The following is a 23,712-nucleotide window of genomic DNA, read 5'->3' as shown; positions in this document are numbered from 1 at the left end:
AGTCCCAGCCCACTCCGGGCCCCGCGGTAAACGGCAGTCTTGCCAAAGATTTACCGCGTACAAAAGTCAGCCTCCGGAGAGAGCGGGCGAAGTATCGGCTGATCGCAGTCGCGATGAGCCGCGCCGTGCCGCACCCTCCGGAAGGGCAAGCAGAGCTGCGGTGTTGGTCATGGACGCGCGTTTGAACGACAAGTCGAAGCTTCCGAGCCGTCATGTGACCGAGGGGCCGGATCGCGCCCCCCACCGCTCGTATCTCTACGCCATGGGCCTGACCCGTGAGCAGATTCACCAGCCGCTGGTCGGCGTCGCCTCCTGCTGGAACGAGGCCGCGCCCTGCAACATCTCGTTGATGCGCCAGGCGCAGGCGGTGAAGAAGGGCGTCGCCGCCGCCCACGGCACCCCACGCGAGTTCTGCACCATCACCGTCACCGACGGCATCGCCATGGGCCATGGCGGCATGCGCGCCTCGCTGCCGTCGCGCGAAGTCATCGCCGATTCCGTCGAGCTGACCATGCGCGGCCATGCCTACGACGCCCTCGTCGGTCTCGCCGGCTGCGACAAGTCCCTGCCCGGCATGATGATGGCCATGGTGCGCCTCAACGTGCCGTCGATCTTCATCTATGGCGGCTCGATCCTGCCCGGCTCGTTCCGGGGCAAGCCCGTCACCGTGCAGGACCTGTTCGAGGCGGTGGGCAAGGTCGCTGTCGGCGACATGAGCCTCGAAGACCTCGACGAACTGGAGCAGGTCGCCTGCCCCTCGGCCGGCGCCTGCGGCGCGCAGTTCACCGCCAACACGATGGCCACCGTCTCCGAGGCCATCGGCCTCGCCCTGCCCTACTCGGCCGGCGCACCGGCCCCGTACGAAATCCGCGACAAGTTCTGCGCCACTGCTGGCGAGAAGGTGATGGAGCTGCTGGCCAAGCAGATCCGCCCGCGGGACATCGTGACCCGCAAGGCGCTGGAAAACGCCGCCGCCACCGTGGCGGCCTCCGGCGGCTCGACCAACGCCGCGCTCCACCTGCCGGCCATCGCCCATGAATGCGGCATCGAGTTCACCCTGTTCGACGTCGCCGAGATCTTCCGGCGCACGCCCTACATCGCGGACCTGAAGCCCGGCGGGCGCTACGTCGCGAAGGACATGTTCGAGGTCGGCGGCATCCCGCTGCTGATGAAGACCCTGCTCGACCACGGCTTCCTGCACGGCGACTGCCTGACCGTCACCGGCCGGACCATCGCCGAGAACCTCGAGAAGGTCGCCTGGAACCCGGACCAGGACGTGGTGCACCCGGCCAACCGGCCGATCACCCCGACCGGCGGCGTCGTCGGCCTGAAGGGCAACCTCGCCCCCGAGGGCGCCATCGTGAAGGTCGCCGGCATGCCGCAGGAGGCGCAGGTCTTCACCGGCCCGGCGCGCGTGTTCGACGGCGAGGAAGCCTGCTTCGCCGCCGTGCAGTCCCGCTCCTACAAGGAAGGCGACGTGCTGGTCATCCGCTACGAGGGTCCGCGCGGCGGCCCCGGCATGCGCGAGATGCTCTCCACCACGGCCGCCCTCTACGGCCAGGGCATGGGCTCGAAGGTCGCCCTCATCACCGACGGGCGGTTCTCCGGCGCCACGCGCGGCTTCTGCGTCGGCCATGTCGGGCCGGAGGCGGCGGTCGGCGGCCCGATCGGTCTGCTCAAGGACGGCGACATGATCACCCTCAACGCGATCGACGGCACGCTGTCGGTGGCGCTGAGCGACGAGGAACTGGCCGAGCGCCGCAAGGCGTGGGCGCCGCGCGGCAACGCGGCGACCTCCGGCTACCTCTGGAAGTATGCGCAGGGGGTCGGCTCCGCTCTGTACGGCGCCGTCACCCATCCGGGTGGGGCGCAGGAGACGGAGAGCTATGCTGACGTCTAGGACGGTCCTCGCCCGGCCCGTGCCGGCAGGGACCTCTCCGCGCCGGCTCCGCGCGCTTCTCCTCGTGGCCGTGTCGGGCGCCCTGCTGATGCAGGCGCCCGCCGCGCGGGCGCTCGATGCCTTCGTGCGCACCCCCGTGCCGGCCGCGGCCGAGAAGAGCTACCGCTCCGCGCGGGATGCCCTGCGGGCGGGCGTGCGGGAATACAATGCGGGCGACAAGGAAGGCGCCGCCCGCGCCCTGGAATACGCCGCCGGCCAGGGCCATGCCCTCGCCCTGTGGAAGCTCGGGCGGATGTACGCCGAGGGCGACGGCGTGCCCCATGACGACCTGAAGGCGTTCGAGTTCTTCTCGCGCATCGCCGATGCCAGCACGGACGATTCCGGGGATTCGCAGAACGCGGCGGTGACGGGCAGCGCCTTCACGGCGCTGGGCTCCTATTTCCTTGACGGGATCAAGGGCACCTACGTGCGCCCGAACCCCGAGCGCGCCTACGACATGTTCAACTACGCGGCCTCCTACTACGGGGACCCGAACGCGCAGTACAACCTCGCCCGGCTCTACCTCGACGGCAACGGCGTCGAGGCCGATTCCCGGCAGGCGGCGCGGTGGTTCAACCTCGCGGCCGAGAAGGGCCACCATCCAGCGCAGGCGCTCCTCGGCGACATGCTCGTCAACGGCGCGGGCGGCGTGCCGCAGCAGCGGGTGAAGGGCCTCGTCTGGCTCTCGCTGGCCCGCGACGGCGTCCAGTCCCGCAAGGACGACTGGATCGTCGCCCTCTACGACAAGAACTGGGCCGCCGCGTCCCCCGACGACCGGAACGAGGCGCAAACCCAGCTCCAGACCGTCGGGTCGATCAAGCGGCGAAACTGACGACGGTCAGTTCTTCGCCGCCGCGATGGCCTTCACGAAGGACGGCCGCTCCAGGGTCTTCTTGATGTAGGCCGAAAGCTTCGGCCAGCGGCCGGCATCGACCTCGTAATTCGCCAGCCGCAGGTTGTGGAAGTTCGTCGCCACCGCGATGTCGGCGATGCTGAAGGCGTTGCCGACGAGGTAATCGCCCTCGATCTGGCTCTCCAGATAGTCGAGGAGCGGCGGAAACTTCTCGTCGATGGTGCTCTGTGCACGTGCCTCGTCGCATTCCTTCTTCATCAGCCGGGGCTTCAGGAAGCGTTCCACGAAGGGGATGATGAGGACGGGGAAGAGTTCGGTATCGCCGTACTCGTCGAACCACACGGCCCGGCCCAGGGCCTTCGCCTCGGTGGGGATCAGCGCCGGCTCGGGGTGCTTGGTCTCGATGTACTGCAGGATCGCGCTCGAATCGGGGAGCAGGAAGCCGTCATCGTCCAGGGCGGGGATCTTGCCCGTGGGGCTCGCCGCCTGGAAGCCCGGATCATCCGCGTGGAAGGGGACGGGCTTGTGCTCGAACGGCACGCCCTTCTCATAGAGAGAGACGAGGACTTTCCGGACGTAGGGCGAGATGCTGGTTCCGTAGACGATCATCATGTCCTCTGGCTGTATCAGGTGCGGGCCAGCTCGACGGTCACGGGGACGTGGTCCGAGGGCTTGTCGAGGCCGCGCAGGTGCTTCTGCACAGAGGCGGAGATAAGTCGGTCGGCGGCCTGCGGCGAGAGCAGGAGATGGTCGATGCGGATTCCCTGGTTCCGGGGCCAGCAGCCGGCTTGGTAATCCCAGAAGGTGTAGAGCCCGTCGCGCGGGTCGCAGGCACGGATCGCGTCGGTGTAGCCCTCGGCGAGCAGCGCGCGGAACGCCGCGCGGGAGGCGGGCAGGAACAGGGCATCGCTGCGCCACGCCTCCGGGTCGGCCGCGTCCTCCGGCTCGGGGATGACATTGTAATCGCCCGCCAGCACCACCGGGATCTCGGCCTCCGCCAACGCCCGCGCATGGAGCCGCAGCCGTTCAAGGAAAGCGAGCTTGTAGGGGTATTTCGGGCTGTCGACGGGGTTGCCGTTCGGCAGGTAGATCGAGGCGACCCGCACCGGCGCCACATCCTCGCCGCCGATCAGCGCCTCGATGTAGCGGGCCTGCACGTCCTCCTCGTCGCCGGGCAGGCCCCGGCGGATCTCGGACGGCACGAGCGGCGCCCGCACCAACAGGGCGACGCCGTTATAGGCCTTCTGCCCCAGGGTCTCGACGGCGTAGCCCGCCGCCTCGACCTCCGCGCGGGGGAAGCCCTCGTCCTGGCATTTCAGCTCCTGCAGGCACACCACATCAGGCTTCGCCTCATCGAGGAAGCCGAGCAGGTGCGGCAGCCGCTGCTTGATCGAATTGACGTTCCAGGTGCTGATACGCATCGGCCTCATCCGGCAGGCGGCCCGTCATCGGGCCTTCGCGCCCGGGTGACAAGCCGATTCCGCCATGCGTGGGAACGCTTGCAGATTTCCGCGCCGCAGGCGATGACCCTCGCATCGCGGGAGGCGCGGCACGGGAGCCGACGCCCGCGGGCACGGAAGGTCCCATGTCGCAGTCTCTTCGCATCGGCGTCGCCGGTCTCGGCACCGTCGGCGCGGCCCTCGTCCGCATGATCGGCCGCCGCCGGGAAGCACTCCTCGCCTCCGGCCTCGACGTCACCGTCACCGCCGTCTCGGCCCGCGACCGCTCGCGGGATCGCGGCATCGACCTCGCGGGCGTCGAATGGTTCGAGGATCCGGTGGCGCTGGCCCGCTCGGCTTCCGTGGATTGCGTCGTCGAACTGATGGGCGGCGCCGAGGGCGCAGCCAAGGCCACCGTTGAGGCGGCGCTGGAGGCCGGCAAGCCGGTCGTTACCGCCAACAAGGCGCTGCTGGCCAAGCACGGCGCGGCGCTGGCCGCCGCCGCCGAGAAGGCGGGCGTGGCCCTCACCTACGAGGCGGCGGTCGCGGGCGGCATCCCGGTGATCAAGGCCCTGCGCGAAGGGCTCGCGGGCAACAAGGTCGAGCGCGTCTACGGAATCCTCAACGGCACCTGCAACTACATCCTCAGCCGGATGGAGCGCGAGGGCCTGACCTTCGAGGCCTGCCTGAAGGACGCACAGGCGCTGGGCTACGCCGAGGCCGACCCGACCTTCGACGTCGAGGGCTTCGACACCGCGCACAAGCTTGCGATCCTCACGAGCCTCGCCTTCGGCACGCAGGTCGATGCGGACGGCGTCTCGGTGGAAGGCATCTCGCGGGTGCAGCCCCTGGACCTGCGCATGGCCGACGAACTCGGCTACCGCATCAAGCTCCTCGGCGTCGCGCAGGCGACCCCGGCGGGGATCGAGCAGCGCGTCCACCCGACCATGGTGCCGAAATCCTCGGCCATCGCGCAGGTGATGGGCGTGACCAACGCGGTGACCATCGACGCCGACGCCGTGGGCGAACTGACCCTGATCGGCCCCGGCGCGGGCGGCGAGGCCACCGCCTCCGCCGTGTTCGGCGACATCGCCGACGTCGCCCGACGCATCGTGCGCCCGACCTTCGGCACCGACGCCGCGCGCATGGCCCCGCCCTCGCGCGCCGAGATGCAGCGGCACGAGGGCGGTTATTACATCCGCCTGACGGTCCATGACCGGCCGGGCGTCGCGGCGGGCGTCGCCCAGCGCATGGCGCAACGGGAGATCTCCCTGGAGAGCATCCTGCAGCGCCGCGTCGAGGGGCCGGACAGCGATCCGCACGGCCGCTCCGGCCGCCCGGTGCCGCTGGTGTTGATCACCTACGCCGCCACCGAGGGCGCGATCCGCGAAGCCTTGGACGCCATCGCACAAGATGGGCTGCTCGCGGAATCGCCGCAGTTGATCCGCATCGAACGTGAGTAGACGGGCTGCGTGGTCCTCATCGAATATTCAGGCACGGGGGCGTTAACATAGGACGGCACGCGGTCCGCGCAGCCCCGCCATGATCGAGACCGGGATCCGGCATCAAGACCGGGCCCGGCAAGGGACAGGAAACGATGACCGAGACCGGAACACCGCGTCCGCAGACCGTGCCGCGCACCCTCGCGCTCGAACTCGCGAGGGTCACGGAGCGCGCCGCCGTGGCCGCCGCCCGCCTGCGCGGCAAGGGCGACGAGAAGGCGGCCGACCAAGCCGCCGTGGACGCGATGCGCGCCGAACTTGCCGGTCTCCCGATCCGGGGTACCGTCGTCATCGGTGAAGGCGAGCGCGACGAGGCGCCGATGCTGTTCATCGGCGAACTCCTGGGTTCCGGCGAGGGGCCGGAGGTGGACATCGCCGTCGATCCCCTCGAAGGCACCACCCTCTGCGCGAAGGACATGCCGGGCGCCATCGCCGTCATGGCCCTGGCCGAGCGCGGCTCGCTGCTCGCTGCGCCCGATGTCTACATGCAGAAGATCGCCATCGGCCCCGGCTACCCCGCCGGGATCGTGGACCTCGATGCCAGCCCAATGGACAACATCCGGGCGCTCGCCCGCGCCAAGGGCTGCCCCACCGACCAGATCACCGCCCTGATCCTCGACCGGCCACGCCATGCCGGCCTGATCGCGGAGGTGCGGGAGGCCGGCGCTTCGGTGCGGCTGATCACCGACGGCGACGTGGCGGGCATCATCTTCACGGCGAGCCCGGAGGAGACGGGGGTCGATATCTATCTCGGCACCGGAGCCGCCCCCGAGGGCGTGCTCGCCGCCGCCGCCATGCGCTGCATGGGCGGGCAGATGCAGGGGCGCCTGATCCTCGACACCGCCGAGCGCCGCCGCCGGGCGCTGGACATGGGCATCCGCGACGCCAACCGGAAATACGAGCTGACCGACCTTGCGGGCGGCGACGTCATCGTGGCCGCGACGGGCGTGACGGACGGCTCGCTCCTGAAGGGCGTGCGCTTCCGCCAGGACAGGATCCAGACAGAGACGCTGGTCTATCGCTCCGAGGCCGGCACCATCCGCCGGATCCTCGGCGAACATCGGCGGGATTTCGGCCGGAGCTGAGGGGTCGGGGCACCGCCCCGCCCCCCACGTCTCAGCGCGCTACGGCAGCGCGCCGGCCTTCTCCTTGGCCTTCATGATGGTCTGGCGGCACTCTTCCGCCTTGCCGGCCTTGTCCTCTTCGCGGGCCTGGGCGACGAGCTTCTTCGCCTCATCGACGCCTGAGGCGGTCGGCTTCACGTCCTTGTCGCCGGGGGTCAGCTTCGGCGCAGAGTCGAGGGCCTTCGGGCTGTTGGACGAGGTCGTGCCGCCGGGCGGCGTCGTGCCCGTGACTTCGGCCGCGCCCGCGCTGTTCAGGCGCCGCTCCAGCGTGCTCACCTCGTCGGCGCAGGGTGTGGCCAGGGCCGGGCCCACGGTGGCAGCCGAGACGGCGGCGAGGGCAAGAGCGAGGCGAAGCTTCATGAGCGATCTCCCGTGGCGGCGCGGCGGACATCTGCCGGCTCGCCTTCGGGATAGCGACGCAGAACGGACGAACCCGTTCCTGAGACAGGACGCCGCGCCAAAGACAAAGGGCCGCGCATCCAAGGATGCACGGCCCTTTTCGTCCATTGGTGCCGCGATCAGTACTTGCGGATGATCGGCTCCGCCGGCATCGGCACCGGATCGGCCCCGAAGGCGTACTTGAAGCCACCGTAGATCGAGAGCGGCTGCGCCAGCGTCGTGGTGCGCGGGTTGTTGATCGAGAGGTTGGCCGTCACCGGGCCCGTCTCCGCGAAGGTTCCGAAGGTCGCGTAGCGATTGTTGGTGAGGTTCGTGATGAGGCCGAACACTTCGAGGTTCTTCGTCACCTGATACTTCGTCTGGAAGTTCATGACGTAGTAGGGCGGCAGCTTCCGGTTCAGGTTCGACTCGTCGCCCCGGTAGAAGGACGAGGAGAAGGCCTGGACGTAGAGACCGACCTGCCATTCGGGCGTGATATAGTAATCGAAGCCGGCCTTGATCTGGTGGTTCGGCACCAGCGGCACGGTGTTGCCGCGCGCCACCTGGATCGCGCCGTCCACCGCGAGGGGGTTGTTCGGCGAGGACAGGGTGCCGTTGAACTGGAAGGTGGCGTCGATCAGGGCGTAATTGGCGTAGACCCGGAGGTAATCGGCCGTGTACTCGCCGCCGACCTCGATGCCCTGCCGCTGGGTGGCCGGCACGTTCACGAAGTAGGCGCGGGCGGCGTTGCCGGGGGTGGCGAGCGACAGGATGTCGTTCGACAGGTCGGTGCGGAAGGCGCCGATCTTGTAGGTGATGATGCCGCCGTCATAGGTGTTCGGCAGCTGGCCACGGAAGCCGACCTCGTAGGTCTTGCCCGTCACCTGCTTCAGAGGCGGATCGGCCACCAGCGAGTTCGGGAGCAGGCACGGCCGATCGGGATTCGCGCAGGCGAGTTCGAGCGGCGTCGGCGCGCGGTTCGATTCCGAGTAGCTGCCGTAGAGGTTCAGCGCATCGAAGAACCGGTAGGTCAGGCCCGCCACCGGGTTGATCTTGTTGAAGTAATGCGTCCCCGTGACGTCCGGCGAGAAGCCGGTGAGATCCTCGCTCTGGATGCGCGCGAAGTTCAGGCGGGCGCCCGCCGTCACCGAGAGGCGGTCGGTCAAGTCCAGGGTGTCCTGGGTGTAGAGGCCGAGATAGAGGTTCGAGCCGTTCACCGAGCTCGGCGCGATGCCGAGCGCCCCGGCGGTGCGGATGAACTGCGTGCCGAGGCCGGGAATGTTGCCGTAGAACGGGTTGTTCGGATCGATGGTGATCGACAGGTTCGGGTTGATGACGCCGAGCGTGCTCGACGACTTGAACGAGTAGTTCGCCGCGTCGATGCTGCCGCCCACGATGAACGTGTTGCCGAAGCCGAAGATCCGGTCGCGGTTGGCGGCCTGGAGCGAGCCGCCGTAGCCGGTGGCCTGCGTGTTCGTGATGTCGAGGGTGCCGTACGGGACGTTCCCACGGAACGGGATCGGCCGGTTCTGCTGGCCGAGGATCAGGAACTGGTTGCGGAATGCCTGCTGCGTCTGGTTGGGCGCGCGGCTGAAGCCGTCATCCTCGAAGCAGAGGAAGCCGCGGAAGCTGCTCTGCGCGCTGCACTGCTCGAAATTGCCGTCGTTGCCATCGACATAGGTCTGGCTGAAACGCCGGAAATAGGCGTTGCCGGCCAGATCCCAGGTCGGGGAGATGTCGACCCGGCCGGTGAGCTGGATGGTGCCGACGTCGGTGGTGGTGGTCTGCGGATAGGTGAAGATCGCCCGCGGGTCGTTGCGGGTGAAGTCCACCGGGGTCGCGGCGGCGGCGCCGAAGAAGCTCCGCGCGGCGAGACCGATCAGGTGGAACTCGGCATCCTGCGAGCGGTAGCCGAGATCGCCGTAGAGGCGGCCGATCGTGCTCGGGCTCTCGTAGCGCCAGCCGCGATCGTTCAGCCCGTCACCGGTGAAGTAGAAGCTCCACGGGCCGGAGACCTTGCCGTATTCGAGATAGCCGGCCGTGCGCGCATCCGAGCCGCCCCAGGCGCTGATCTCGGTGCCCTGCCACGTGAAGCCGTTCTTCATCTGGATGTTAACCGCGCCGCCGAGCGCGTTGAGGCCGAAGACCGGGTTGCCGGTGACGACGTCGATCCGCTGGATCGCCTGCGGCGGGATCAGGTCGAAGTTGACGATGTCGCCGAAGGCTTCGTTGATGCGCACGCCGTTCTGGTAGACGGCCAAGCCCTGCGGCACGCCCTGCACCGGCGAGGCGACGAAGCCGCGATAGGTCACGTCCGGCCGGTTCGAATTGCCCTGGCTGTCGGAGAGGTTCAGGCCGGGGGTGCGCCGCGCGAGGGTCGCGACCACGTTGTCGGTGCCGAGGTCCGCCCGGATGTCCTGCGCCGTCACCGTCTCGACGGTGCTGGGGATCTTGTAGAGCGGCTGCTCGCTGCCGCGCAGGCGCGGCACCGGCACGGCGCCCAGCGGCGCCACGACGGGCGCGACCCGGTTGTAGTTCTGCACGGCGCTGGAATTGCCACCGCCTGCGCCGACCGGCGAGGTCGCCACGACACTGATCTCGCCGAGGGTGACGGATTGCTGCGCGTGTGCCGTGCCCACCGCCATCGATCCCGCGAGGACCGATGCCGACGCCGTCAAGGCTCCCCTGAGCGCCCGCAAAGACATTCCCGAACCCCTCGACACCCAAAACATTCGCCCGTTTCCCTCGGGCTTCAGTCAGTGATGTCGGTGGGATCGATGAACTGCAATCGCGGGCGGGCGCACTATCGACGACTTTTGCCCCACGTAGTCCGTTCTTGACCTTCCCGTGGCCGTGTCGCCACAGTTTTCATGCGATAAATCAACAACTTAGGGTAAATATGGCAAGCTTAACCGGGAGGATTCGGCAAGCCTATAGGCGCTCCTGGATCCGCTTGCCGAGTTCGCCGAGTCGCTGTTCGAGGAGTTGCGGAACCTCGCACACGTAGGTGAGGGACTGGCTCCGCTCCTGGAAGATCCGGCGGTCCCAGGCGAACTTGGTCTCGAGTTCGGTCTGGTCCTTCGGCAATTCGGTCTCGTCGCCCCGGCTCGGGGCATCTTTGATCTGGCTGACCTTGTCCGCCTCGTCGCGGATGCGCTCGGCCATGCGGCGCTGGCCCTGCGCGTAGCGGGCGATGCCGTTCATGATCTTGTTGCGCTCGCCGTTCAGCACCTCGAACGCCCCGGCATAGACGCGGGTCAACGCCTTGTCCTTGGCGTCCTTGTCGGAGCCGAACTTGGCGGCGAAGTCGTCGAGCAGCGGATCGACCTGCGACAGGTCGGTGCGGCGGGAGGCGATCTTCTGCGCCAGCACGGCGGCGTCGTTGTCGCTGCCCCAATCGCCGGCGGCGGCGATGTCGGGCCCGGTCCAGAACTGGCCGGGGCTCAGGGTCTCGACCTTGCGCTGGACGCAGGGCCAATCCGGATCGATCTTCGGTTGGGCGAGGGCGGCGCCGGCCGACACCGAGAGCAGGAGGGCGAGAGCGGTGGTTCTGATCATGAGGCTTCTCCGGCCGGTCCGCCGCGCCGGGCCATGAGGCCCCGGCCCGGATCGTAGGCGATCACGGCCATCGCGAAAAAGGCGAGCGTGGTCCCGACGACGACGGCGCAGGACACGGGCTCGAGTTGTTCGTACAGCGCGAAGCGCACGAGCTGCACGGCGTGGGTGAACGGGTTCAACTTGCAGATCCAATACAGGGTCTCGGACGATTCCCGGATCCGCCAGAGCGGGTAGAGCGCCGACGAGGCGAAGAACATCGGGAAGATCACGAAGTTCATCACGCTGGCGAAATTCTCCAGTTGCCGCACCAGCGACGACAGGAACAGGCCGATGGCGCCGAGCATCAGGCCGGAGGCGAGGAACGCCGGCAGCGCCGTCAGGTAGCCGAGCGTCGGAATGTCGGTTTCCCAGAAATACGCCACCGCGAGGAAGGCATAGGCCTGGACGATCGACACCGAGACGCCCGCGATGAGCTTGGCGAGCAGCAGCATCCAGCGTGGATAGGGCGAGGTCAGCAGCACCTTCATCGACCCGACCTCGCGGTCGTAGACCATCGAGAGGGAGGATTGCATGCCGTTGAACAGCTGGATCATCACGGCGAGGCCGGGCACCACGTAGACCTCGTAGAGCACGTAGGTCTGGTAGGGCGGCTCGATGGAAACGCCGAGGGTGTTGCGGAACCCCGCCGCGAAGATGAACAGCCAGACGAGGGGCCGCACCAACGCCGAGAAGAACCGCTCCTTCTGGTTGAAGAAGCGCAGCAACTCCCGGCGGACGATGCCGCCGAGGCAGATCAGGTAGCCGACCGCATCGAGCCGCCCGAGCTGTCGCGAGGGGGCGGCGTGGGTCTTCGTGTCGAGTTCGACGACGCGGGGCGACGAGGTCATGGGCTTCCCATCTTCACGCCGCCTGCTTCCCGCGCTCGGCCACGAGCCGGCGGAAGGCTTCTTCCAGGCTCTCGGTCCCCTGCGCGATGGTGCCGGCCGTGCCGCGGGCGACGATCCGGCCGAGATGGAGCACCACGGCGTCGTCCTCGGGCCGGATCTCCTCGAAGATGTGGGTCGCCCAGAGGACCGACAGGCCCTCCTCGCGCACCAGCGCCCGGACGATGGAGACGATGTCCGCCCGCGATTCGAGGTCGAGGCCGACCGTCGGCTCATCGAGGAGTAGGAGGTCGGGCCGGTGGACGAGGGAGCGGGCGATCTCGATGCGCCGGGATTGACCGCCGGAGAGGGTGCGCACCTTGTCCCCGCGCCGGTCGGCGAGGCCGACCCGGTCGAGCAACTCGCCGATCCGCGCCTTGCCCGCCTTGCGGGGGATGCCGTGCAGGCTCGCATGGTAGAGCAGGTTCTGCTCCACGGTGAGGTCGGTATCGAGGGTGCGGGCCTGGAACACCACGCCGAGGCGGGCGAGCGCCCGCGACGGCTCCCGGTCGAGCCCGTGACCGAAGATCGCCACCCGCCCGCTCTGGTTGTTGTAGAGCCGCGTGACCACCGAGAAGAGCGTGGTCTTGCCCGCGCCGTTGGGGCCGAGCAGGGCCGTGAACCGGCCGCGCTCGACGTTCATCGACACGTCGTCCAGTGCGGCCCGCGCGCCGAAGCGGTGGCCGACATTCGCGACGAGCAGGGCGGGCGCCTCGCCCGTCATTGCCCGAGCGCCTTGCGGGCATCCGCGACGGCGTCGAGGCATTCGTCGTACTCGCCCTCGCGCTGCTCGCGCTCGGCGTTCCGCAGCGCCTTCTTCAGCTTGGGCAGGGCGGCCTCGGGCGGATTGTTCGCCAGGGCGTCGCGGATCATCGTGATCCCCTCCGCGCAGGACGAGGCATCGTCCGCCGCGAGGGCGGGCGTGGCGAGGCCGAGGGCCAGGAGGACGAGCGCCGGTCCCCTCATCATTTCACCGTCAGGGTGCCGGTCATGCCCTTCGCTTCGAGCCCCCGCGCCTCCCACTTGTAGGCGCCGGGCTTGATGGCGACGAACTCGATGGCGATCTCGCCGGGCTCATCGAATTCGAGGTGATCGGGCGGGCCGCCGCCATGGATCTCCTTGTGCTCGATGACGATCTGGTTGAGCCAGATGTAGCGGAAGAACTCCGGGGCGTAGAACTTGTATTCCTGGCCACCCTTGGCGACGATCCGCAGGCGGTACGCCTTGCCGGATTCGAGTTCGATGTCCTTGTTCTCGACCACGAAGTCGTTGCCCTGGTCGTTGCCGAGGACGAGATCGGGCAGGTTCTCGCGCTTGCGCGTGAGGTCGGTGGCCGAGGCCGGCGCGACACTCGCTGCCAGCACCGCCGTCATCGCGAGCGCAGCGAAGCGACCCAGGGCAGCGGGACGCTCCCGACCGTGGCGCTGCTGGATTGCTTCGCTCCGCTCGCAATGACGACGAGAGCGCAAGAACTGTCCGAGAAAAGGCATTCACACTCCGTCGATCGCGGGCGACAAGCGTCCCAAAAAAATCAGTTCGGCGAGATCGCCACACCCCACGGCAGCAGGCCGACGGGGATGCTCTTCACCACCTTCTCCGCCTCGACATCGATCACCGAGACGTCGTTCGACGTGCCGTTGGTCGTGAAGAGCTGCTTCTGGTCCGGGGTGAAGGCGAGCTGCCAGACCCGCTGGCCGACCGGCAGGTATTTCTGCACCTCGTAGGTCTTGGCATCGATCACCGCGACGCGGTTGGCCGGGCCGAGCGCCACGAAGGCCTTGCTGCCGTCCTTGGTGATGCGGATGCCGACCGGCTGGATCGCCTCGTCGTTCACGCTCGGGATCTTGAAGGTGATCTTCTTCACCACGCGGCGGGTGGCGACGTCGATGACGCTCACCGTGCCGCCGACCTCGGCCGAGACCCACAGGAACTTGCCGTCGGCCGTGAACTCCGCGAAGCGCGGCCGGGCATCGACCAGCACGTTGTCGATCACCTGGAAGGTCTTGGTGTCGATGAAGTGGGCCATGTTGGTCGTCTCGGAGGTGTTGACGAGGATCTTCCCGTCCGGCGACAGACCCATCCCCTCCGGCTCGACGCCCACCGGCACCTCAGCGAGCACCTTGTTCTTCTCGATGTCGATGATCGTGACTTGGCTGTCGTCCTCGTTCGCGACGTAGAGCGGGTTGCCCGAGCTATCGAGGATGAACTGTTCCGGGTCGGGCCCGGAGCGGAGCGAGCGCACGACCTTGCCGTTCGACGTGTCGAGCACGTCGATGCGGTCGTCGTCGCTGGCGCAGACGAAGAGTTCCTTGCCGTCCTTCGAGACGGTGACGCCACGCGGGCGCCGTCCGACCTTCCACGTCGCCGTCACCGCCATGGTCGACGAGTCGATGACGCTGACGGAATTGCCCTTCTCGTTGGTGACGTAGGCGGTGAAGGCGAAAGCCGGCACGCTCGACGCGAGCCACAGCCCGAGGGCGACGCCCCCCCATCCTGCCAATTGCTGGCGGCCCATCCGCTCTCCTCCCTTGGGCGCCCTCGCGGGGCGCTTCTCGAACCGGATTGTAGGGCCCTCGCCGCCGGATGCGAGACCGGACGGCGACGCAGGCCCCGTCTTCACGGGAACTTGCAGGTCGTCTCGGGCAGATCGATCCCCAGCGTGTCCAGCGGCGTGCGCTGGTGCAGGAAGCCCTGCTCCGGCGCCACCGAGACCAAGGATTTCGGCTGCACGACGATGATCGGCTGCCGCATCTGGTGGTCCCAGGGGCGGAAGCTCAGTTGCACGCCCTTGTAGGCGGGCAGGCCGAAGGCGGGATCCGTCAGGAACGGGGTGATCGTGGCGGGATCGTTGGCCTTCTTGGCCGTCACCGCGTCGCCCACCGTGCGCACCGCCATCCAGGCCTGATAATCGAGGGGCCGCATCAGCCGCCCGGCCAACCGCTTGAAGCGATTCTGCGCCTGCGCGGCACCCCAGGTCTCCAGAACCGGCGACCACGTGGTTGGGGTGAGGCCCTGCGTGCCGCCCACGGGGCGGGGATCGACCGTGCGATAGGGGACGTAATCGCCCCAATCGCCCTCCTCGTCCGCGACCACGGCCATGTCGTAGTCGAGCCCCCTCGTGAAGACCATCGCTTCGGCGCGGGTCGGCGTGTCGCCCCGCGCCTTGGCGAGCGGCCCGAAGGTCCAGGGCTTGTCGGCCGTGACCTTCAGGGCGAACTTCCGCGCGGAATTACGCATGGCGTCCGCGTAGCCCTTGTCCGCCTCGGTCGGGCCGACGATCAGGAACACCTTCCGCCAGCGCATCACCGTCAGGTACTGCGCCAGGGCATCGGTGAACATCGCCCGTGAGGGCACCACGTGGAACACGTTCGCCCGGCAATCCGCCCCGCGCAGGCGGTCGTCGGAGGCGCCCGCGTTGAAGACCACCGTCCCCGTGCCCTTCACCGCGTCGGCGACCTTCAGCACCTGATCGGCCGGCAGGGTGAGCACGATGTAGTGAACGCCCTTGGCGACGAGATCCTTCGCCGCCGCCACCGGGTCCGGGGAGGCCTCCGAGAGCGCCCGCTCCTCCAGCTTGAAGGTCTGCTTGGTGAAGCGCCCGGTCGTGTTGTCGTCGGCGATGCCCATCCGGGCGCCGGCCACGCCCTCGTCCTCCGGCACGGCCTCGGCATCGTAGGAGGCGGGCGCCTCCTGCGGCCGGTAGATCAGGCCGATCTGCGTTTCGAGCGCGGCGGGCGGGGTCGCTGGCGCGGCGGCCGGCTCCTGAGCCAGCGCCGGGCCGGCGAGCAGGAGCGCCGTGAGCGCCACCAGGGAACCGGGAGAAGATGCACGATCTTGCATGCACGCGGCCTGTATCAGCATCTCGGGGGGGCGCTCAACCTGTCCGCGCAGGAAGTTCGCGCGGAAAAACGCCTCTTGGCAGCGGGAGTTGGGGCGTCCGGGCCGGTTCGTCCATTGCCAAAACGTCCCAGCGAACGAATTGACGGCCCAGCACGACACGGCCCCCGCAGGGCCGGCGACCGGAGGAAACGCCCGATGCGCTCGACGACTCGCCCCGTGGCTCTCGCCTTCATGCTCGCAGGTCTCGCAGCGGGCATCGGCCCCGCCGTCGCGGCCACGGAGAAGGCGGCGGTCTTCCCCATCGAGATGAACGACCCCGGCGCCTCCTACGGCGCCCGCATCCGCCCGGCGGATGCCAAGAAGCTCTCCCTCGTCACCGACGAGTTGCGCAACGCCCTGAAGGCGCAGGCCGGCGTCGAGCTGGTGGACACCGCGCCTGCCGCCAAGGAGGTCGATCAGAAGGGCCCGCTCTACAAGTGCAACGGCTGCGCGGACGACATCGCCAAGGGCCTCGGCGCCGACCTGACGGTGACGGGCTACGCCCAGCGCGGCGCCAACCAGATCTTCAACCTCAACGTCACGATCGCCGAGGCCGCGACCGGCAAGATCATCCGGGGCGGGCAGGTGACGATCCGCGCCGACGACGACAACACCTGGGCGCATGGCATGCGCTGGCTGGTGAAGAACCGGCTGCTCGCTGAGCCGCTGCCGGCCAAGCCGTGAGCAAAGCCGTGAGCCCGAGTTTGCGCGAAACGTGTTCCCCTCGGGCGCACTCTGGGCTAGCCCAGGGGCGTTGTCCCGGATAGCCCGCCATCGTGACACCTGTTTCCTTCCCCCGCCTCCTCGTGAGCGTGCGCGACCCGGCCGAGGCCGAGGCCGCCCTGCTCGCGGGCGCCGACCTCATCGATGCCAAGGACCCGAACCGGGGCGCGCTCGGCGCGCTGGCCCCAGAGATCGTGGCCGAGATCATGGCCCGCCTTCCCCAGCAAGGCGTCGAGACGAGCGCGGTCGCCGATTCCACCGAGAGCCTCGCGGCCATGGCGCGCAGCGGCGCCCGCTGGGTGAAGCACGGCATCCCGCGCGACCTCTGGCAGGATGCCGACCACCTCGTCCGCATCGCCGGCTCGGTGCCGGGGCGGGTGATCGCGGTGTTGTTCGCCGAGGACGAGCCGGGCGCCCATTGCGTGCCGGCCCTGGTGCGGGCCGGGTTCGCCGGGGCGATGATCGACACCTCCGGCAAGGCGGGGGTGCGCCTGCCGGACCTCCTCGGGCCGGAAGAGCTGGCCGGGTTCGTCGCCGCCTGCCGCGCGAACGCGCTGCTCTGCGGCCTCGCCGGCTCCCTCAGGATCGGCGACATCCCCGCCCTCTCGGCCGCCGGGCCGGATTACCTCGGCTTCCGGGGCGGCCTGTGCCGGGGCTTCGACCGCACCAACGGCATCGACCCGCTGCGCGTCGCGGAGGCCGTGCGGGCGCTGAGGCCGCAAGCGCAGGACGCCGCGTGAGGTCTGTCGTCAAGGTAGGCGGGAGCCTCCTCGCGGACGGGGCGCGCCTGCGCGCCGTGCTGGCGGGCCTTGCCGCAGGTTCGCGCTGCGTGATCGTGCCCGGCGGCGGCCCCGACGCGGACGCCGTGCGCGCGGATCAGGCCCGCGAGGGCTTCTCCGACGCGCAAGCCCATCGCTTGGCCCTCGACGCCATGGGCCGCACCGCCGCGCGGTTCCTCGCCATCGAACCGCGCCTCGCCCTCGACACCTCGCCCTGGGACGGGGCGCGCGACGAGACCGCCCTCGTCTGGGACCCGGCGCTCCTGCGCGCGGGCCATCCCGACATCCCCGAGACCTGGGACGTCACCTCCGACAGCCTCGCCCTGTGGCTCGCTGCGCGGCTCGGCGCGCCGTCCTGCACCCTCGTCAAATCCGCCGACGCCCCGGCGGGCTGCGATGCCGACATGCTGTCGCGGCTCGGGCTGGTGGACGTCGCCTTCCCCGCCTTCGCGCGTTGCTTCCGCGGGACCATCGTCATCGACGGGCCGGGCGGCCCGGTCCCGATTCCTAGCAGGAGGGCCGCATGAGCGACCCCGCGCAGGGCGCGTCGGAGCACATCGTCTTCGTTACCGGCAAGCTCGCCCGGCCGCGCCTCGAGAAGATCGCGGCGAGCCTGCCCGCGCGCATCCGCTGGAGCATCGCCGATGCCGGCGTGAAGGTCGCCGCGCTGATGACCGAGGAGATCATCAAGCGCCGCGTTGCGATCCCGGACGGCGCGACGCGCATCGTCCTGCCCGGCCGCTGCCGGGCGAACCCGGATGCGCTGGCCGAGCATTTCGGCCTGCCCGTCGAGCGCGGGCCGGACGAGATCGTAGACCTGCCGGCCTGGCTCGGCCTCGCCGGCCGCAGCCTCGACCTGTCCCGGCACGACGTGCGGATCTTCTCCGAGATCGTGGACGCCTCGAAGATGTCGCCGGAGCAGATCCTGGCGCGAGGCCTCGACCTCGCCCGGCGCGGCGCGGACGTGATCGACCTCGGCGGGCTGCCGGATACGCCCTTCCCGCATCTCGAAGCCTCGGTGCGCGCTTTGAAGGGCGCCGGGCTGAAGGTGAGCGTCGATTCCTTCTCCCGCGACGAGCTTTCGCGGGGGGCCAGGGCCGGGGCCGACTATCTGCTGAGCCTCAACGAGGACACGCTGGACCTCGCCTTCGAGACCGACGCGGTGCCGATCCTCGTGCCGACCCGGCCCGAGGATCTGCCCTCCCTCGACCGAGCCATCGAGCGGATGCTGAAGGCCGGCAAGCCGTTCATCGCCGACGCGATCCTGGAGCCGATCCACCACGGTCTGGTCGACTCGGTCGCCCGCTACCGCGACACCCGCGCCCGTTGGCCCGAGATCGAGATGATGATGGGCACCGGCAACCTCACCGAGCTCACCGAGGCGGACAGCCTCGGCGTCACTGCCCTGCTGATGGGGATGTGCTCGGAACTGTCCATCGGCAACGTGCTGATCGTCCACGTCTCGAACCACACCCGCCGCACGGTGGAGGAGCACGACGCCGCCCGCCGGGTGATGTACGCGGCCAAGGCCGACGCCGCCCTGCCCAAGGGCTACGGACGGGAGCTACTGGCACTTCACGACAAGCGCCCCTTCGTGCAAACGCCCGAGGAGATCGCGGCCGCCGCCGCCGAGGTCCGCGATCCGAACTACCGGATCGCCGTGGCCGAGGACGGCATCCACGTCTACAACCGCGACATCCACAGGGTCGGCACCGACGCGATGGCCTTCTTCCCGGATCTCGACGTGAAGAGCGACGGGGCGCACGCGTTTTACCTCGGCGGCGAACTTGCCAAGGCGGAGACGGCGTGGCGACTCGGCAAGCGCTACGTGCAGGACGAACCCCTCGACTGGGGCGCCTCCGCCGACCGGCCGAGCGAGGACACCACCGCCTTCAAGAAAGCCGGGCACACCAAGCATTCCGGCCCCGACGCGCCGTTCCCCGGCACCCGCGACGCCCGCGCGCCCGAAACGGGTCCTTCGGGTGAAAAGATCGTCTGTGGGCGCCTCGTACCCTCGGACGAGGGCTGAGCCGATGCCGCTGATCCTGGAGACCATCGTCACCACGCTCTCGCCGGCCGGCGCGCTGCACCTCGTGCCGTTCGGGCTGATCCAGGAGGGCGAGGATTACGTGCTCGCCCCGTTCCGGCCCTCGCCGACCATCGAGAACCTGGAGGCGAGCCCGTATTTCGCGGCGTCGAGCCCCCGGGACATCCGGGTGATCGCGGGCGCCGTCACCGGCCGGCGGGACTGGCCGACCGAGCCCTGCGAGACCATTCCCGGCCGGCGGCTGGCGGACAGTTTCGGCCATGCCGAGTTCGAGGTGGCCGGGGTGGAGCAGGATGCGCAGCGCCCGCGCTACCGGGGGCGCATCCGCCACCGGGCGGCGCATGCGGCGTTCATCGGGTACAACCGGGCGCAGGCCGCCGTGCTGGAGGCGGCCGTGCTCTCGACGCGGCTCCACATGCTGGAGCCCGCTAAAATTCTCGGCGAGATGACCTATCTCGCCATCGCCATCGCCAAGACGGCGGGCCCGCGCGAGCGCGAGGCCTGGGGTTGGATCGAGGACAAGGTGGCGGCGGCGCTCGGCCCCGACGCCCGCATCCTCGGCCGGGAGGACCGCTAAAGGCGGCAGGAGAGAAAAACGATGAAGACAATCACCCTGGCAACGGCGGCGCTCGCCACCCTCGTGGCCTTCACGGCCCAGGCGCACGGCCCGACCCGGCGCAAGGTGTCCGAGTCGATCGAGATCAACGCCCCCGCCGACAAGGTCTGGGCGGTCGTCGGCAACTGGAAGGACGCGAACTGGCTGGAGAACGTCACCAAGACCGAGACCCAGGGCGACGATCCGGCCAAGTCCAAGCGCACGCTCACCCTCAAGAATGGCAACACGATCGGCGAGACCGGCGGCAAGTACAAGCCGGACGACAAACTGTTCATGTTCTACATCGACAAGGTCGATGTGAAGGACCTGCCGGCCAACGATTATTCCGGCACGATCACCGTCGAGCCCGAGGGTGATGCCAAGTCGAAGGTCGAGTGGAAGTCGGCCTTCTATCGCGGCTACATGAACAACGATCCGCCGGCGGACCTGAACGACGAGGCCTCCGAGAAGGGCGTCAGCGCCTGGGTGAAGGCGAGCCTGCAGAACCTCAAGAACAAGGTCGAGAAGGGCTCTTGAGCCGCCTCGGGGCCGGCTTCGCGGCACTGCTCCTGACCCTCGCGCCGGCCCAGGCCGGGCCGGCGCGGGAGGCCATCGTGACGGTGCAACTCGCCAACGCGGTGGAGGTCGTGGATCTGGCCTCGAACACGGTGCTGCGCCGGATCGCCGTCGACGGCGCGCCGGCCGGCATCGCCCTCTCGCCCGACCGGAAGCGGGCCTACGTCACGCGGCCCGAGGGGCACGGCCTCGCCGTGCTCGACCTCGACGCGGGCACGGTGCTCACCGAGATCCCGCTCCCCGGCGGCCCCCTCGGCGTGGCGGCGGACCCGCGCGGCGGTCACGTCTACGTGGCCGATTGGTACGGCGCCCGCATCTTCGTCCTCACCGAGAAGGACGGCGTGTTGGCTCCGGACGGCGAGATCGCGGTCGGGCAATCGCCCTCCGGCATCGCCGTCGCGCCGGACGGCGGCAGGCTTTACGTCGCCAACCGCGAGGCGAACACGGTCTCCGTGGTGGACGCGGGCGCGCGGCGGGAGATCGCCGTGATCCCTGTGGGCCACCATCCGTTCGGCATCACCCTCGATGCGGCGGCCGGGCGCGCCTACACCGCGAACGTCACGGGCGACGACGTGTCGGTGATCGACGTCGCGGCGGCCAAAGAAATCGGCCGCGTGCCCACGGGGCGCCGCCCCTACGTGGTGGCGCTGCTGAACGGGCGCGGCTTCGTCACCAACCAATACGCGGACAGCGTGACGGCCTTCGACCTCGCGACGCTGAAGCCCCTCGCCGAGATCGATGTCGGCGACCACCCCGAGGGCATCGCCGCCGACCCGGCGACGGGCCGCCTTTACGTGGCCGATTGGGGCGACAACCGCCTCAGCGTCATCGATGCGGCCAGCCTGAAGACGGTGGCGCAGATCGCCACCGGCAACGGGCCGAGGGCCTTCGGCGACTTCCTGCGCTAGACCGGCCGGCGCTGCGGCGCCCGCCGGTAGGTCGCGCGGGCGGCGACCAGGGCGCCGCCATATTGCAGGAAGCCGTTCTCCGAGAAGTCCGGGGGGCCGAGATGGGCCTGCAGCAGCAGGCGCGTCACGGCGTTGAGCAGAAGCAGCGTCACGCAGAACGCGGCGGCGGCAAGCAGCGTGGCGACGAATTCCGGCATGGAGCGTCCCCTTCGAAGCGGGTCCGCATGGCCGGCTCACACCGCCATGCCGGCTAAGCTTAGCAAAGCCCGCGCCAAGGGGAAGGGGTGCGTCAACGGCGCCCGGAATCCGCCCCGTTCGCCACCGCCGGGGGCTTGGTGGGCTTCGGGATCTCGACGAAGAGGCGCTTCACCGGCCAGCCGTCGCTCCACCGCTCCATGTCGGCCAGACGCGGGTTCGCCTTGAGCGCCGTGGCGTCCCCGCCGGAGAAGGCGGCAGCGGCGGCGAGGTCGAAGGTCTTCCAGAAGCCGAGGTAGTCGAGGGCGTCGGCGCGGGCGAGGTTGATCTGCGAGACCAGCGTCTGCTGCTCCCCGGTCAGCGCCATCTCGGCGGACCAGCGGAAGGGCGGCGGCTTCGGCGCATCCTTCGGCTCCGGCGGCATCTTGATCGCCCCCGCATCGTAGGCGGCATCGATGCCGGCCGGGGCGGCGAGGGTCGCCGTCAGGGCCGGGAAGCCGTGATCGTCCGAAAGGGCGCGCACGAACAGCTTGCGCTCGGCCGGCACCGCGCTCGCCTCGCGCAGGAGGCGACGGGACGCCGCCTCGGCCGCACGGGAATCCTTGTCGCCCACCATGGTGACGATCAGCGTGGTGGGGGCGATCCGCTCCAGATCCTCCAGGGGAATACCGCGCGACTTCGGCCCGCTGGCGATGCCGCCGGGCACCGCCGCGAAGATCAGCTTCGGGGCCGGAAGCCCGTCCTTCGCCGCGCCGGCGGCGAGGTCCATGGCCAGCGGCGCGCCCGCGAGGTGGCCGATCATCGCCACACGCGACAGGTCGGGCTTGGCCTCCTTGTCGTCGGCGACCTCACCGAGGGCGGCCTTCACCAGCGATGCGGCGGTGGCCGGGGCATCGGACGGCTTGGTGCGGTTCACCTCCTGGAAGCGTGGGAACAGGACCAGCCAACCCTGGCGGACGAGATGGTCGATCCAGGCGCCGTAGCTCTGCGGATTCACCGCGCCCCAGCCGTGCAGGAACACCGCCACCGGACGGCCGGCTTCGGGCGCCGGGCTGGAAGCATAGAATGCGAAGGTCGGGGCGCTGGGCCGTCCGAGGGCCCGCTTGGCCACGCTCACCTTGCGGTCGCCCACGCTCCCCGGCCCGTCGTTCGGCTGGACCGGAGGGCTCGCCGCCTGGGCAGCGTTCGCCACGGCGAACAGGCCGGCAGCGAACGTTGCGCGAAGGGCTTTCAGATGCATGACGGCCTCGGGAGACGGTATTTCCAGGCCGGTTTGAACCGGTGGTTGTCCCCATAACAGATTCGCCGTCTTTGGCGATGGAGCGCCCCCCGATCTCGTCAAGTGATCGTGGCGTGATCCCGGCGCGCGGTATCGAGGGATCTCAGGAGAGCCGCCAGCGCCTCGGGCAACTCGTTCCGCTCCCGTGCGAACGTCTCGCGCAGCCGCTCACCGATCACGGCGGCGACCAGCGCATCGCGAGAGTGTCCCCCCCGGCGAGCGAGCGTATCGGCGTGATTTTCGGCGACGACGTTCATGGTCTGCGATCTGACGAAGGTGGCCTGCGCACGGCGGCACGCGGTGACGGAGAGCCACGAACGCGGGACCGGGGCGAAAGTTTCAGCCTTGCCGTGACGGATCGCGCCGCTACGCCTGTTGTTGCACCTTGCCGGAGCCGATCATCCCGGGGCCGCCGGAGGACGGGGGCTGGCCGGCCGCCTCCTGCACCCAGGCCAGGATGTCCTCGGCCCGCCAGGGCTTGGGAATGAAGGTCGCGGAGACGCGCAGGTCGCTCGGCTGGTCGCCCGCGTCGCCGGAGGTGAGGAGCACGCGCACCTTCGGCCACGTCACGCCGATGATCCGGGCCAGTTCGAACCCGCCGATGGGGCCGGGGGTGCGTACGTCGGAGAACACGACGCTGACCTCTTCGGCCCGGTCGTTGAGGATCGCCAGCGCCCGCTCGGCGGTCTCGGCCTCGATCACGGTGAAGCCCGTGTCTTCCAGGAGAGTGGCCGCAAGGAAGCGCTCGTCGGGCTGGTCCTCCACGACGAGGATGACGGGCTTTCGTCCAGGCAGTCGCGCGTCGCTCATCGAGCCGCTAATCCACTAGGTCTGAACGGCGAAAGCGGCGATCGGTTCATCACCAAAGCGTCGTCGCACCCCACCGGACCCGCGCAGGCACAGATCCTTCCTGTTCCATCGCACAGAAGACAGGAAACGGCCGTGTCATTCCGAACACAGCCGCCGTCGAACGTTGGAACAACTTGGCCATTCAGAAGTGATCGCGCGGCTTGAG

General features: G+C 69.3%; 26 protein-coding genes. 11 read left to right on the top strand and 15 right to left on the bottom strand.

Features of this window, described 5'->3' with window-relative positions; genetic code table 11:
• The first annotated feature begins 169 nt into the window (after nucleotides 1-169).
• Nucleotides 170-1,900: a dihydroxy-acid dehydratase gene (gene ilvD / locus AAHF99_RS04280; protein WP_342162807.1), complete on the top strand. Its 1,731-nt coding sequence runs from the start codon at nucleotides 170-172 to the stop codon at nucleotides 1,898-1,900.
• Entirely contained in the window at nucleotides 1,887-2,771 is an 885-nt protein-coding gene (locus AAHF99_RS04275) for a tetratricopeptide repeat protein (protein ID WP_342162806.1), read from the top strand. The genes ilvD and AAHF99_RS04275 overlap by 14 nt, the downstream gene beginning before the upstream one ends.
• 6 nt (nucleotides 2,772-2,777) lie before the next feature.
• On the opposite strand, the gene AAHF99_RS04270 is transcribed toward AAHF99_RS04275, so the two are convergent.
• Both AAHF99_RS04270 and xth read right to left on the bottom strand, forming a co-directional pair.
• Nucleotides 2,778-3,401 (bottom strand): glutathione S-transferase family protein, encoded by a 624-nt coding sequence (locus AAHF99_RS04270; protein ID WP_342162805.1) that lies wholly within the window; start codon nucleotides 3,399-3,401, stop codon nucleotides 2,778-2,780.
• Nucleotides 3,402-3,418: 17 nt separating this feature from the next.
• Nucleotides 3,419-4,213, bottom strand: coding sequence for an exodeoxyribonuclease III (gene xth, locus AAHF99_RS04265; protein WP_342162804.1), 795 nt, complete (start codon nucleotides 4,211-4,213; stop codon nucleotides 3,419-3,421).
• 164 nt (nucleotides 4,214-4,377) lie between these two features.
• Between xth and AAHF99_RS04260 the strand changes: the two genes are divergently transcribed.
• Both AAHF99_RS04260 and glpX read left to right on the top strand, forming a co-directional pair.
• Nucleotides 4,378-5,694, top strand: a complete 1,317-nt coding sequence (locus tag AAHF99_RS04260) for a homoserine dehydrogenase (protein WP_342162803.1) — start codon at nucleotides 4,378-4,380, stop codon at nucleotides 5,692-5,694.
• Nucleotides 5,695-5,828: 134 nt separating this feature from the next.
• Nucleotides 5,829-6,818, top strand: coding sequence for a class II fructose-bisphosphatase (glpX, locus tag AAHF99_RS04255; RefSeq protein WP_342162802.1), 990 nt, complete (start codon nucleotides 5,829-5,831; stop codon nucleotides 6,816-6,818).
• A gap of 39 nt (nucleotides 6,819-6,857) precedes the next feature.
• Here the strand turns inward: glpX and AAHF99_RS04250 are convergent, their stop codons facing one another.
• The 9 genes from AAHF99_RS04250 to AAHF99_RS04210 form a co-directional block, all read right to left on the bottom strand.
• On the bottom strand, nucleotides 6,858-7,217 hold the full coding sequence (locus AAHF99_RS04250) for a hypothetical protein (RefSeq protein WP_342162801.1): 360 nt from the start codon (nucleotides 7,215-7,217) through the stop codon (nucleotides 6,858-6,860).
• A gap of 158 nt (nucleotides 7,218-7,375) precedes the next feature.
• Nucleotides 7,376-9,940, bottom strand: coding sequence for a TonB-dependent receptor (locus AAHF99_RS04245; protein WP_342162800.1), 2,565 nt, complete (start codon nucleotides 9,938-9,940; stop codon nucleotides 7,376-7,378).
• Between the two features lie 226 nt (nucleotides 9,941-10,166).
• Nucleotides 10,167-10,793, bottom strand: a complete 627-nt coding sequence (locus tag AAHF99_RS04240) for a hypothetical protein (RefSeq protein ID WP_342162799.1) — start codon at nucleotides 10,791-10,793, stop codon at nucleotides 10,167-10,169.
• A complete protein-coding gene (locus AAHF99_RS04235; protein ID WP_342162798.1) occupies nucleotides 10,790-11,680 on the bottom strand; it encodes an ABC transporter permease in 891 nt (296 codons plus the stop codon). Before AAHF99_RS04235 ends, AAHF99_RS04240 begins: the two co-directional genes overlap by 4 nt.
• Nucleotides 11,681-11,693: 13 nt before the next feature.
• The gene (locus tag AAHF99_RS04230) at nucleotides 11,694-12,440 is read right to left on the bottom strand and encodes an ABC transporter ATP-binding protein (RefSeq protein WP_342162797.1); all 747 of its coding nucleotides are present in this window, start codon (nucleotides 12,438-12,440) and stop codon (nucleotides 11,694-11,696) included.
• Nucleotides 12,437-12,682 (bottom strand): hypothetical protein, encoded by a 246-nt coding sequence (locus AAHF99_RS04225; protein WP_342162796.1) that lies wholly within the window; start codon nucleotides 12,680-12,682, stop codon nucleotides 12,437-12,439. Before AAHF99_RS04225 ends, AAHF99_RS04230 begins: the two co-directional genes overlap by 4 nt.
• Complete coding sequence (locus tag AAHF99_RS04220) at nucleotides 12,682-13,089, bottom strand: cupredoxin domain-containing protein (RefSeq protein WP_243959715.1); 408 nt, start codon at nucleotides 13,087-13,089, stop codon at nucleotides 12,682-12,684. Before AAHF99_RS04220 ends, AAHF99_RS04225 begins: the two co-directional genes overlap by 1 nt.
• 158 nt (nucleotides 13,090-13,247) lie before the next feature.
• Complete coding sequence (locus AAHF99_RS04215; protein ID WP_342162795.1) at nucleotides 13,248-14,231, bottom strand: YVTN family beta-propeller repeat protein; 984 nt, start codon at nucleotides 14,229-14,231, stop codon at nucleotides 13,248-13,250.
• Nucleotides 14,232-14,332: 101 nt separating this feature from the next.
• The gene (locus tag AAHF99_RS04210; RefSeq protein ID WP_412759827.1) at nucleotides 14,333-15,556 is read right to left on the bottom strand and encodes an ABC transporter substrate-binding protein; all 1,224 of its coding nucleotides are present in this window, start codon (nucleotides 15,554-15,556) and stop codon (nucleotides 14,333-14,335) included.
• 195 nt (nucleotides 15,557-15,751) lie between these two features.
• Here AAHF99_RS04210 and AAHF99_RS04205 point away from each other — a divergent pair, with 195 nt between their 5' ends.
• The 7 genes from AAHF99_RS04205 (at nucleotide 15,752) to AAHF99_RS04175 (ending at nucleotide 21,223) form a co-directional block, all read left to right on the top strand.
• The gene (locus tag AAHF99_RS04205; RefSeq protein ID WP_342162793.1) at nucleotides 15,752-16,279 is read left to right on the top strand and encodes a DUF3280 domain-containing protein; all 528 of its coding nucleotides are present in this window, start codon (nucleotides 15,752-15,754) and stop codon (nucleotides 16,277-16,279) included.
• A gap of 92 nt (nucleotides 16,280-16,371) precedes the next feature.
• Nucleotides 16,372-17,058, top strand: a complete 687-nt coding sequence (locus tag AAHF99_RS04200) for a (5-formylfuran-3-yl)methyl phosphate synthase (RefSeq protein ID WP_342162792.1) — start codon at nucleotides 16,372-16,374, stop codon at nucleotides 17,056-17,058.
• Nucleotides 17,055-17,624, top strand: a complete 570-nt coding sequence (locus AAHF99_RS04195) for an amino acid kinase family protein (RefSeq protein ID WP_342162791.1) — start codon at nucleotides 17,055-17,057, stop codon at nucleotides 17,622-17,624. The genes AAHF99_RS04200 and AAHF99_RS04195 overlap by 4 nt, the downstream gene beginning before the upstream one ends.
• The gene (locus AAHF99_RS04190) at nucleotides 17,621-19,126 is read left to right on the top strand and encodes a DUF6513 domain-containing protein (RefSeq protein ID WP_342162790.1); all 1,506 of its coding nucleotides are present in this window, start codon (nucleotides 17,621-17,623) and stop codon (nucleotides 19,124-19,126) included. Before AAHF99_RS04195 ends, AAHF99_RS04190 begins: the two co-directional genes overlap by 4 nt.
• Before the next feature lie 4 nt (nucleotides 19,127-19,130).
• Entirely contained in the window at nucleotides 19,131-19,721 is a 591-nt protein-coding gene (locus AAHF99_RS04185; RefSeq protein WP_342162789.1) for a DUF447 domain-containing protein, read from the top strand.
• Nucleotides 19,722-19,742: 21 nt separating this feature from the next.
• Entirely contained in the window at nucleotides 19,743-20,276 is a 534-nt protein-coding gene (locus AAHF99_RS04180) for an SRPBCC family protein (RefSeq protein ID WP_342162788.1), read from the top strand.
• Complete coding sequence (locus tag AAHF99_RS04175) at nucleotides 20,273-21,223, top strand: YncE family protein (protein WP_342162787.1); 951 nt, start codon at nucleotides 20,273-20,275, stop codon at nucleotides 21,221-21,223. The genes AAHF99_RS04180 and AAHF99_RS04175 overlap by 4 nt, the downstream gene beginning before the upstream one ends.
• Here the strand turns inward: AAHF99_RS04175 and AAHF99_RS04170 are convergent.
• The 4 genes from AAHF99_RS04170 to AAHF99_RS04155 all read right to left on the bottom strand — a co-directional run bounded on the left by AAHF99_RS04170 (nucleotide 21,220) and on the right by AAHF99_RS04155 (nucleotide 23,507).
• On the bottom strand, nucleotides 21,220-21,420 hold the full coding sequence (locus AAHF99_RS04170) for a hypothetical protein (RefSeq protein WP_342162786.1): 201 nt from the start codon (nucleotides 21,418-21,420) through the stop codon (nucleotides 21,220-21,222). The two genes, AAHF99_RS04175 and AAHF99_RS04170, sit on opposite strands and share 4 nt — an antisense overlap.
• A 92-nt stretch (nucleotides 21,421-21,512) precedes the next feature.
• On the bottom strand, nucleotides 21,513-22,658 hold the full coding sequence (locus AAHF99_RS04165) for an alpha/beta hydrolase family protein (protein WP_342162785.1): 1,146 nt from the start codon (nucleotides 22,656-22,658) through the stop codon (nucleotides 21,513-21,515).
• 98 nt (nucleotides 22,659-22,756) lie between these two features.
• Nucleotides 22,757-22,954: a hypothetical protein gene (locus AAHF99_RS04160; protein WP_342162784.1), complete on the bottom strand. Its 198-nt coding sequence runs from the start codon at nucleotides 22,952-22,954 to the stop codon at nucleotides 22,757-22,759.
• Between the two features lie 109 nt (nucleotides 22,955-23,063).
• Nucleotides 23,064-23,507 carry a response regulator gene (locus tag AAHF99_RS04155; RefSeq protein WP_243958630.1) on the bottom strand — a complete coding sequence of 148 codons (444 nt, stop codon included), beginning with the start codon at nucleotides 23,505-23,507 and terminating at the stop codon, nucleotides 23,064-23,066.
• Between the last annotated feature and the right edge of the window lie 205 nt (nucleotides 23,508-23,712).

The sequence above is a fragment of the Methylobacterium litchii genome, from assembly GCF_038442315.1.
GTDB lineage: Bacteria > Pseudomonadota > Alphaproteobacteria > Rhizobiales > Beijerinckiaceae > Methylobacterium > Methylobacterium litchii.
Note: the sequence above shows the minus strand (reverse complement) of the source record. Positions and strands in the feature narration are given on the sequence as shown.

Bases quoted from the DNA above. Each gene is read 5' to 3' on its own strand.
- ilvD (WP_342162807.1), top strand. From the start codon at position 170: ATGGACGCGCGTTTGAACGACAAGTCGAAGCTTCCGAGCCGTCATGTG.
- AAHF99_RS04275 (WP_342162806.1), top strand. From the start codon at position 1,887: ATGCTGACGTCTAGGACGGTCCTCGCCCGGCCCGTGCCGGCAGGGACC.
- AAHF99_RS04270 (WP_342162805.1), bottom strand. From the start codon at position 3,401: ATGATCGTCTACGGAACCAGCATCTCGCCCTACGTCCGGAAAGTCCTC.
- xth (WP_342162804.1), bottom strand. From the start codon at position 4,213: ATGCGTATCAGCACCTGGAACGTCAATTCGATCAAGCAGCGGCTGCCG.
- AAHF99_RS04260 (WP_342162803.1), top strand. From the start codon at position 4,378: ATGTCGCAGTCTCTTCGCATCGGCGTCGCCGGTCTCGGCACCGTCGGC.
- glpX (WP_342162802.1), top strand. From the start codon at position 5,829: ATGACCGAGACCGGAACACCGCGTCCGCAGACCGTGCCGCGCACCCTC.
- AAHF99_RS04250 (WP_342162801.1), bottom strand. From the start codon at position 7,217: ATGAAGCTTCGCCTCGCTCTTGCCCTCGCCGCCGTCTCGGCTGCCACC.
- AAHF99_RS04245 (WP_342162800.1), bottom strand. From the start codon at position 9,940: ATGTCTTTGCGGGCGCTCAGGGGAGCCTTGACGGCGTCGGCATCGGTC.
- AAHF99_RS04240 (WP_342162799.1), bottom strand. From the start codon at position 10,793: ATGATCAGAACCACCGCTCTCGCCCTCCTGCTCTCGGTGTCGGCCGGC.
- AAHF99_RS04235 (WP_342162798.1), bottom strand. From the start codon at position 11,680: ATGACCTCGTCGCCCCGCGTCGTCGAACTCGACACGAAGACCCACGCC.
- AAHF99_RS04230 (WP_342162797.1), bottom strand. From the start codon at position 12,440: ATGACGGGCGAGGCGCCCGCCCTGCTCGTCGCGAATGTCGGCCACCGC.
- AAHF99_RS04225 (WP_342162796.1), bottom strand. From the start codon at position 12,682: ATGAGGGGACCGGCGCTCGTCCTCCTGGCCCTCGGCCTCGCCACGCCC.
- AAHF99_RS04220 (WP_243959715.1), bottom strand. From the start codon at position 13,089: ATGACGGCGGTGCTGGCAGCGAGTGTCGCGCCGGCCTCGGCCACCGAC.
- AAHF99_RS04215 (WP_342162795.1), bottom strand. From the start codon at position 14,231: ATGGGCCGCCAGCAATTGGCAGGATGGGGGGGCGTCGCCCTCGGGCTG.
- AAHF99_RS04210 (WP_412759827.1), bottom strand. From the start codon at position 15,556: ATGCAAGATCGTGCATCTTCTCCCGGTTCCCTGGTGGCGCTCACGGCG.
- AAHF99_RS04205 (WP_342162793.1), top strand. From the start codon at position 15,752: ATGCGCTCGACGACTCGCCCCGTGGCTCTCGCCTTCATGCTCGCAGGT.
- AAHF99_RS04190 (WP_342162790.1), top strand. From the start codon at position 17,621: ATGAGCGACCCCGCGCAGGGCGCGTCGGAGCACATCGTCTTCGTTACC.
- AAHF99_RS04185 (WP_342162789.1), top strand. From the start codon at position 19,131: ATGCCGCTGATCCTGGAGACCATCGTCACCACGCTCTCGCCGGCCGGC.
- AAHF99_RS04180 (WP_342162788.1), top strand. From the start codon at position 19,743: ATGAAGACAATCACCCTGGCAACGGCGGCGCTCGCCACCCTCGTGGCC.
- AAHF99_RS04170 (WP_342162786.1), bottom strand. From the start codon at position 21,420: ATGCCGGAATTCGTCGCCACGCTGCTTGCCGCCGCCGCGTTCTGCGTG.
- AAHF99_RS04165 (WP_342162785.1), bottom strand. From the start codon at position 22,658: ATGCATCTGAAAGCCCTTCGCGCAACGTTCGCTGCCGGCCTGTTCGCC.
- AAHF99_RS04160 (WP_342162784.1), bottom strand. From the start codon at position 22,954: ATGAACGTCGTCGCCGAAAATCACGCCGATACGCTCGCTCGCCGGGGG.
- AAHF99_RS04155 (WP_243958630.1), bottom strand. From the start codon at position 23,507: ATGAGCGACGCGCGACTGCCTGGACGAAAGCCCGTCATCCTCGTCGTG.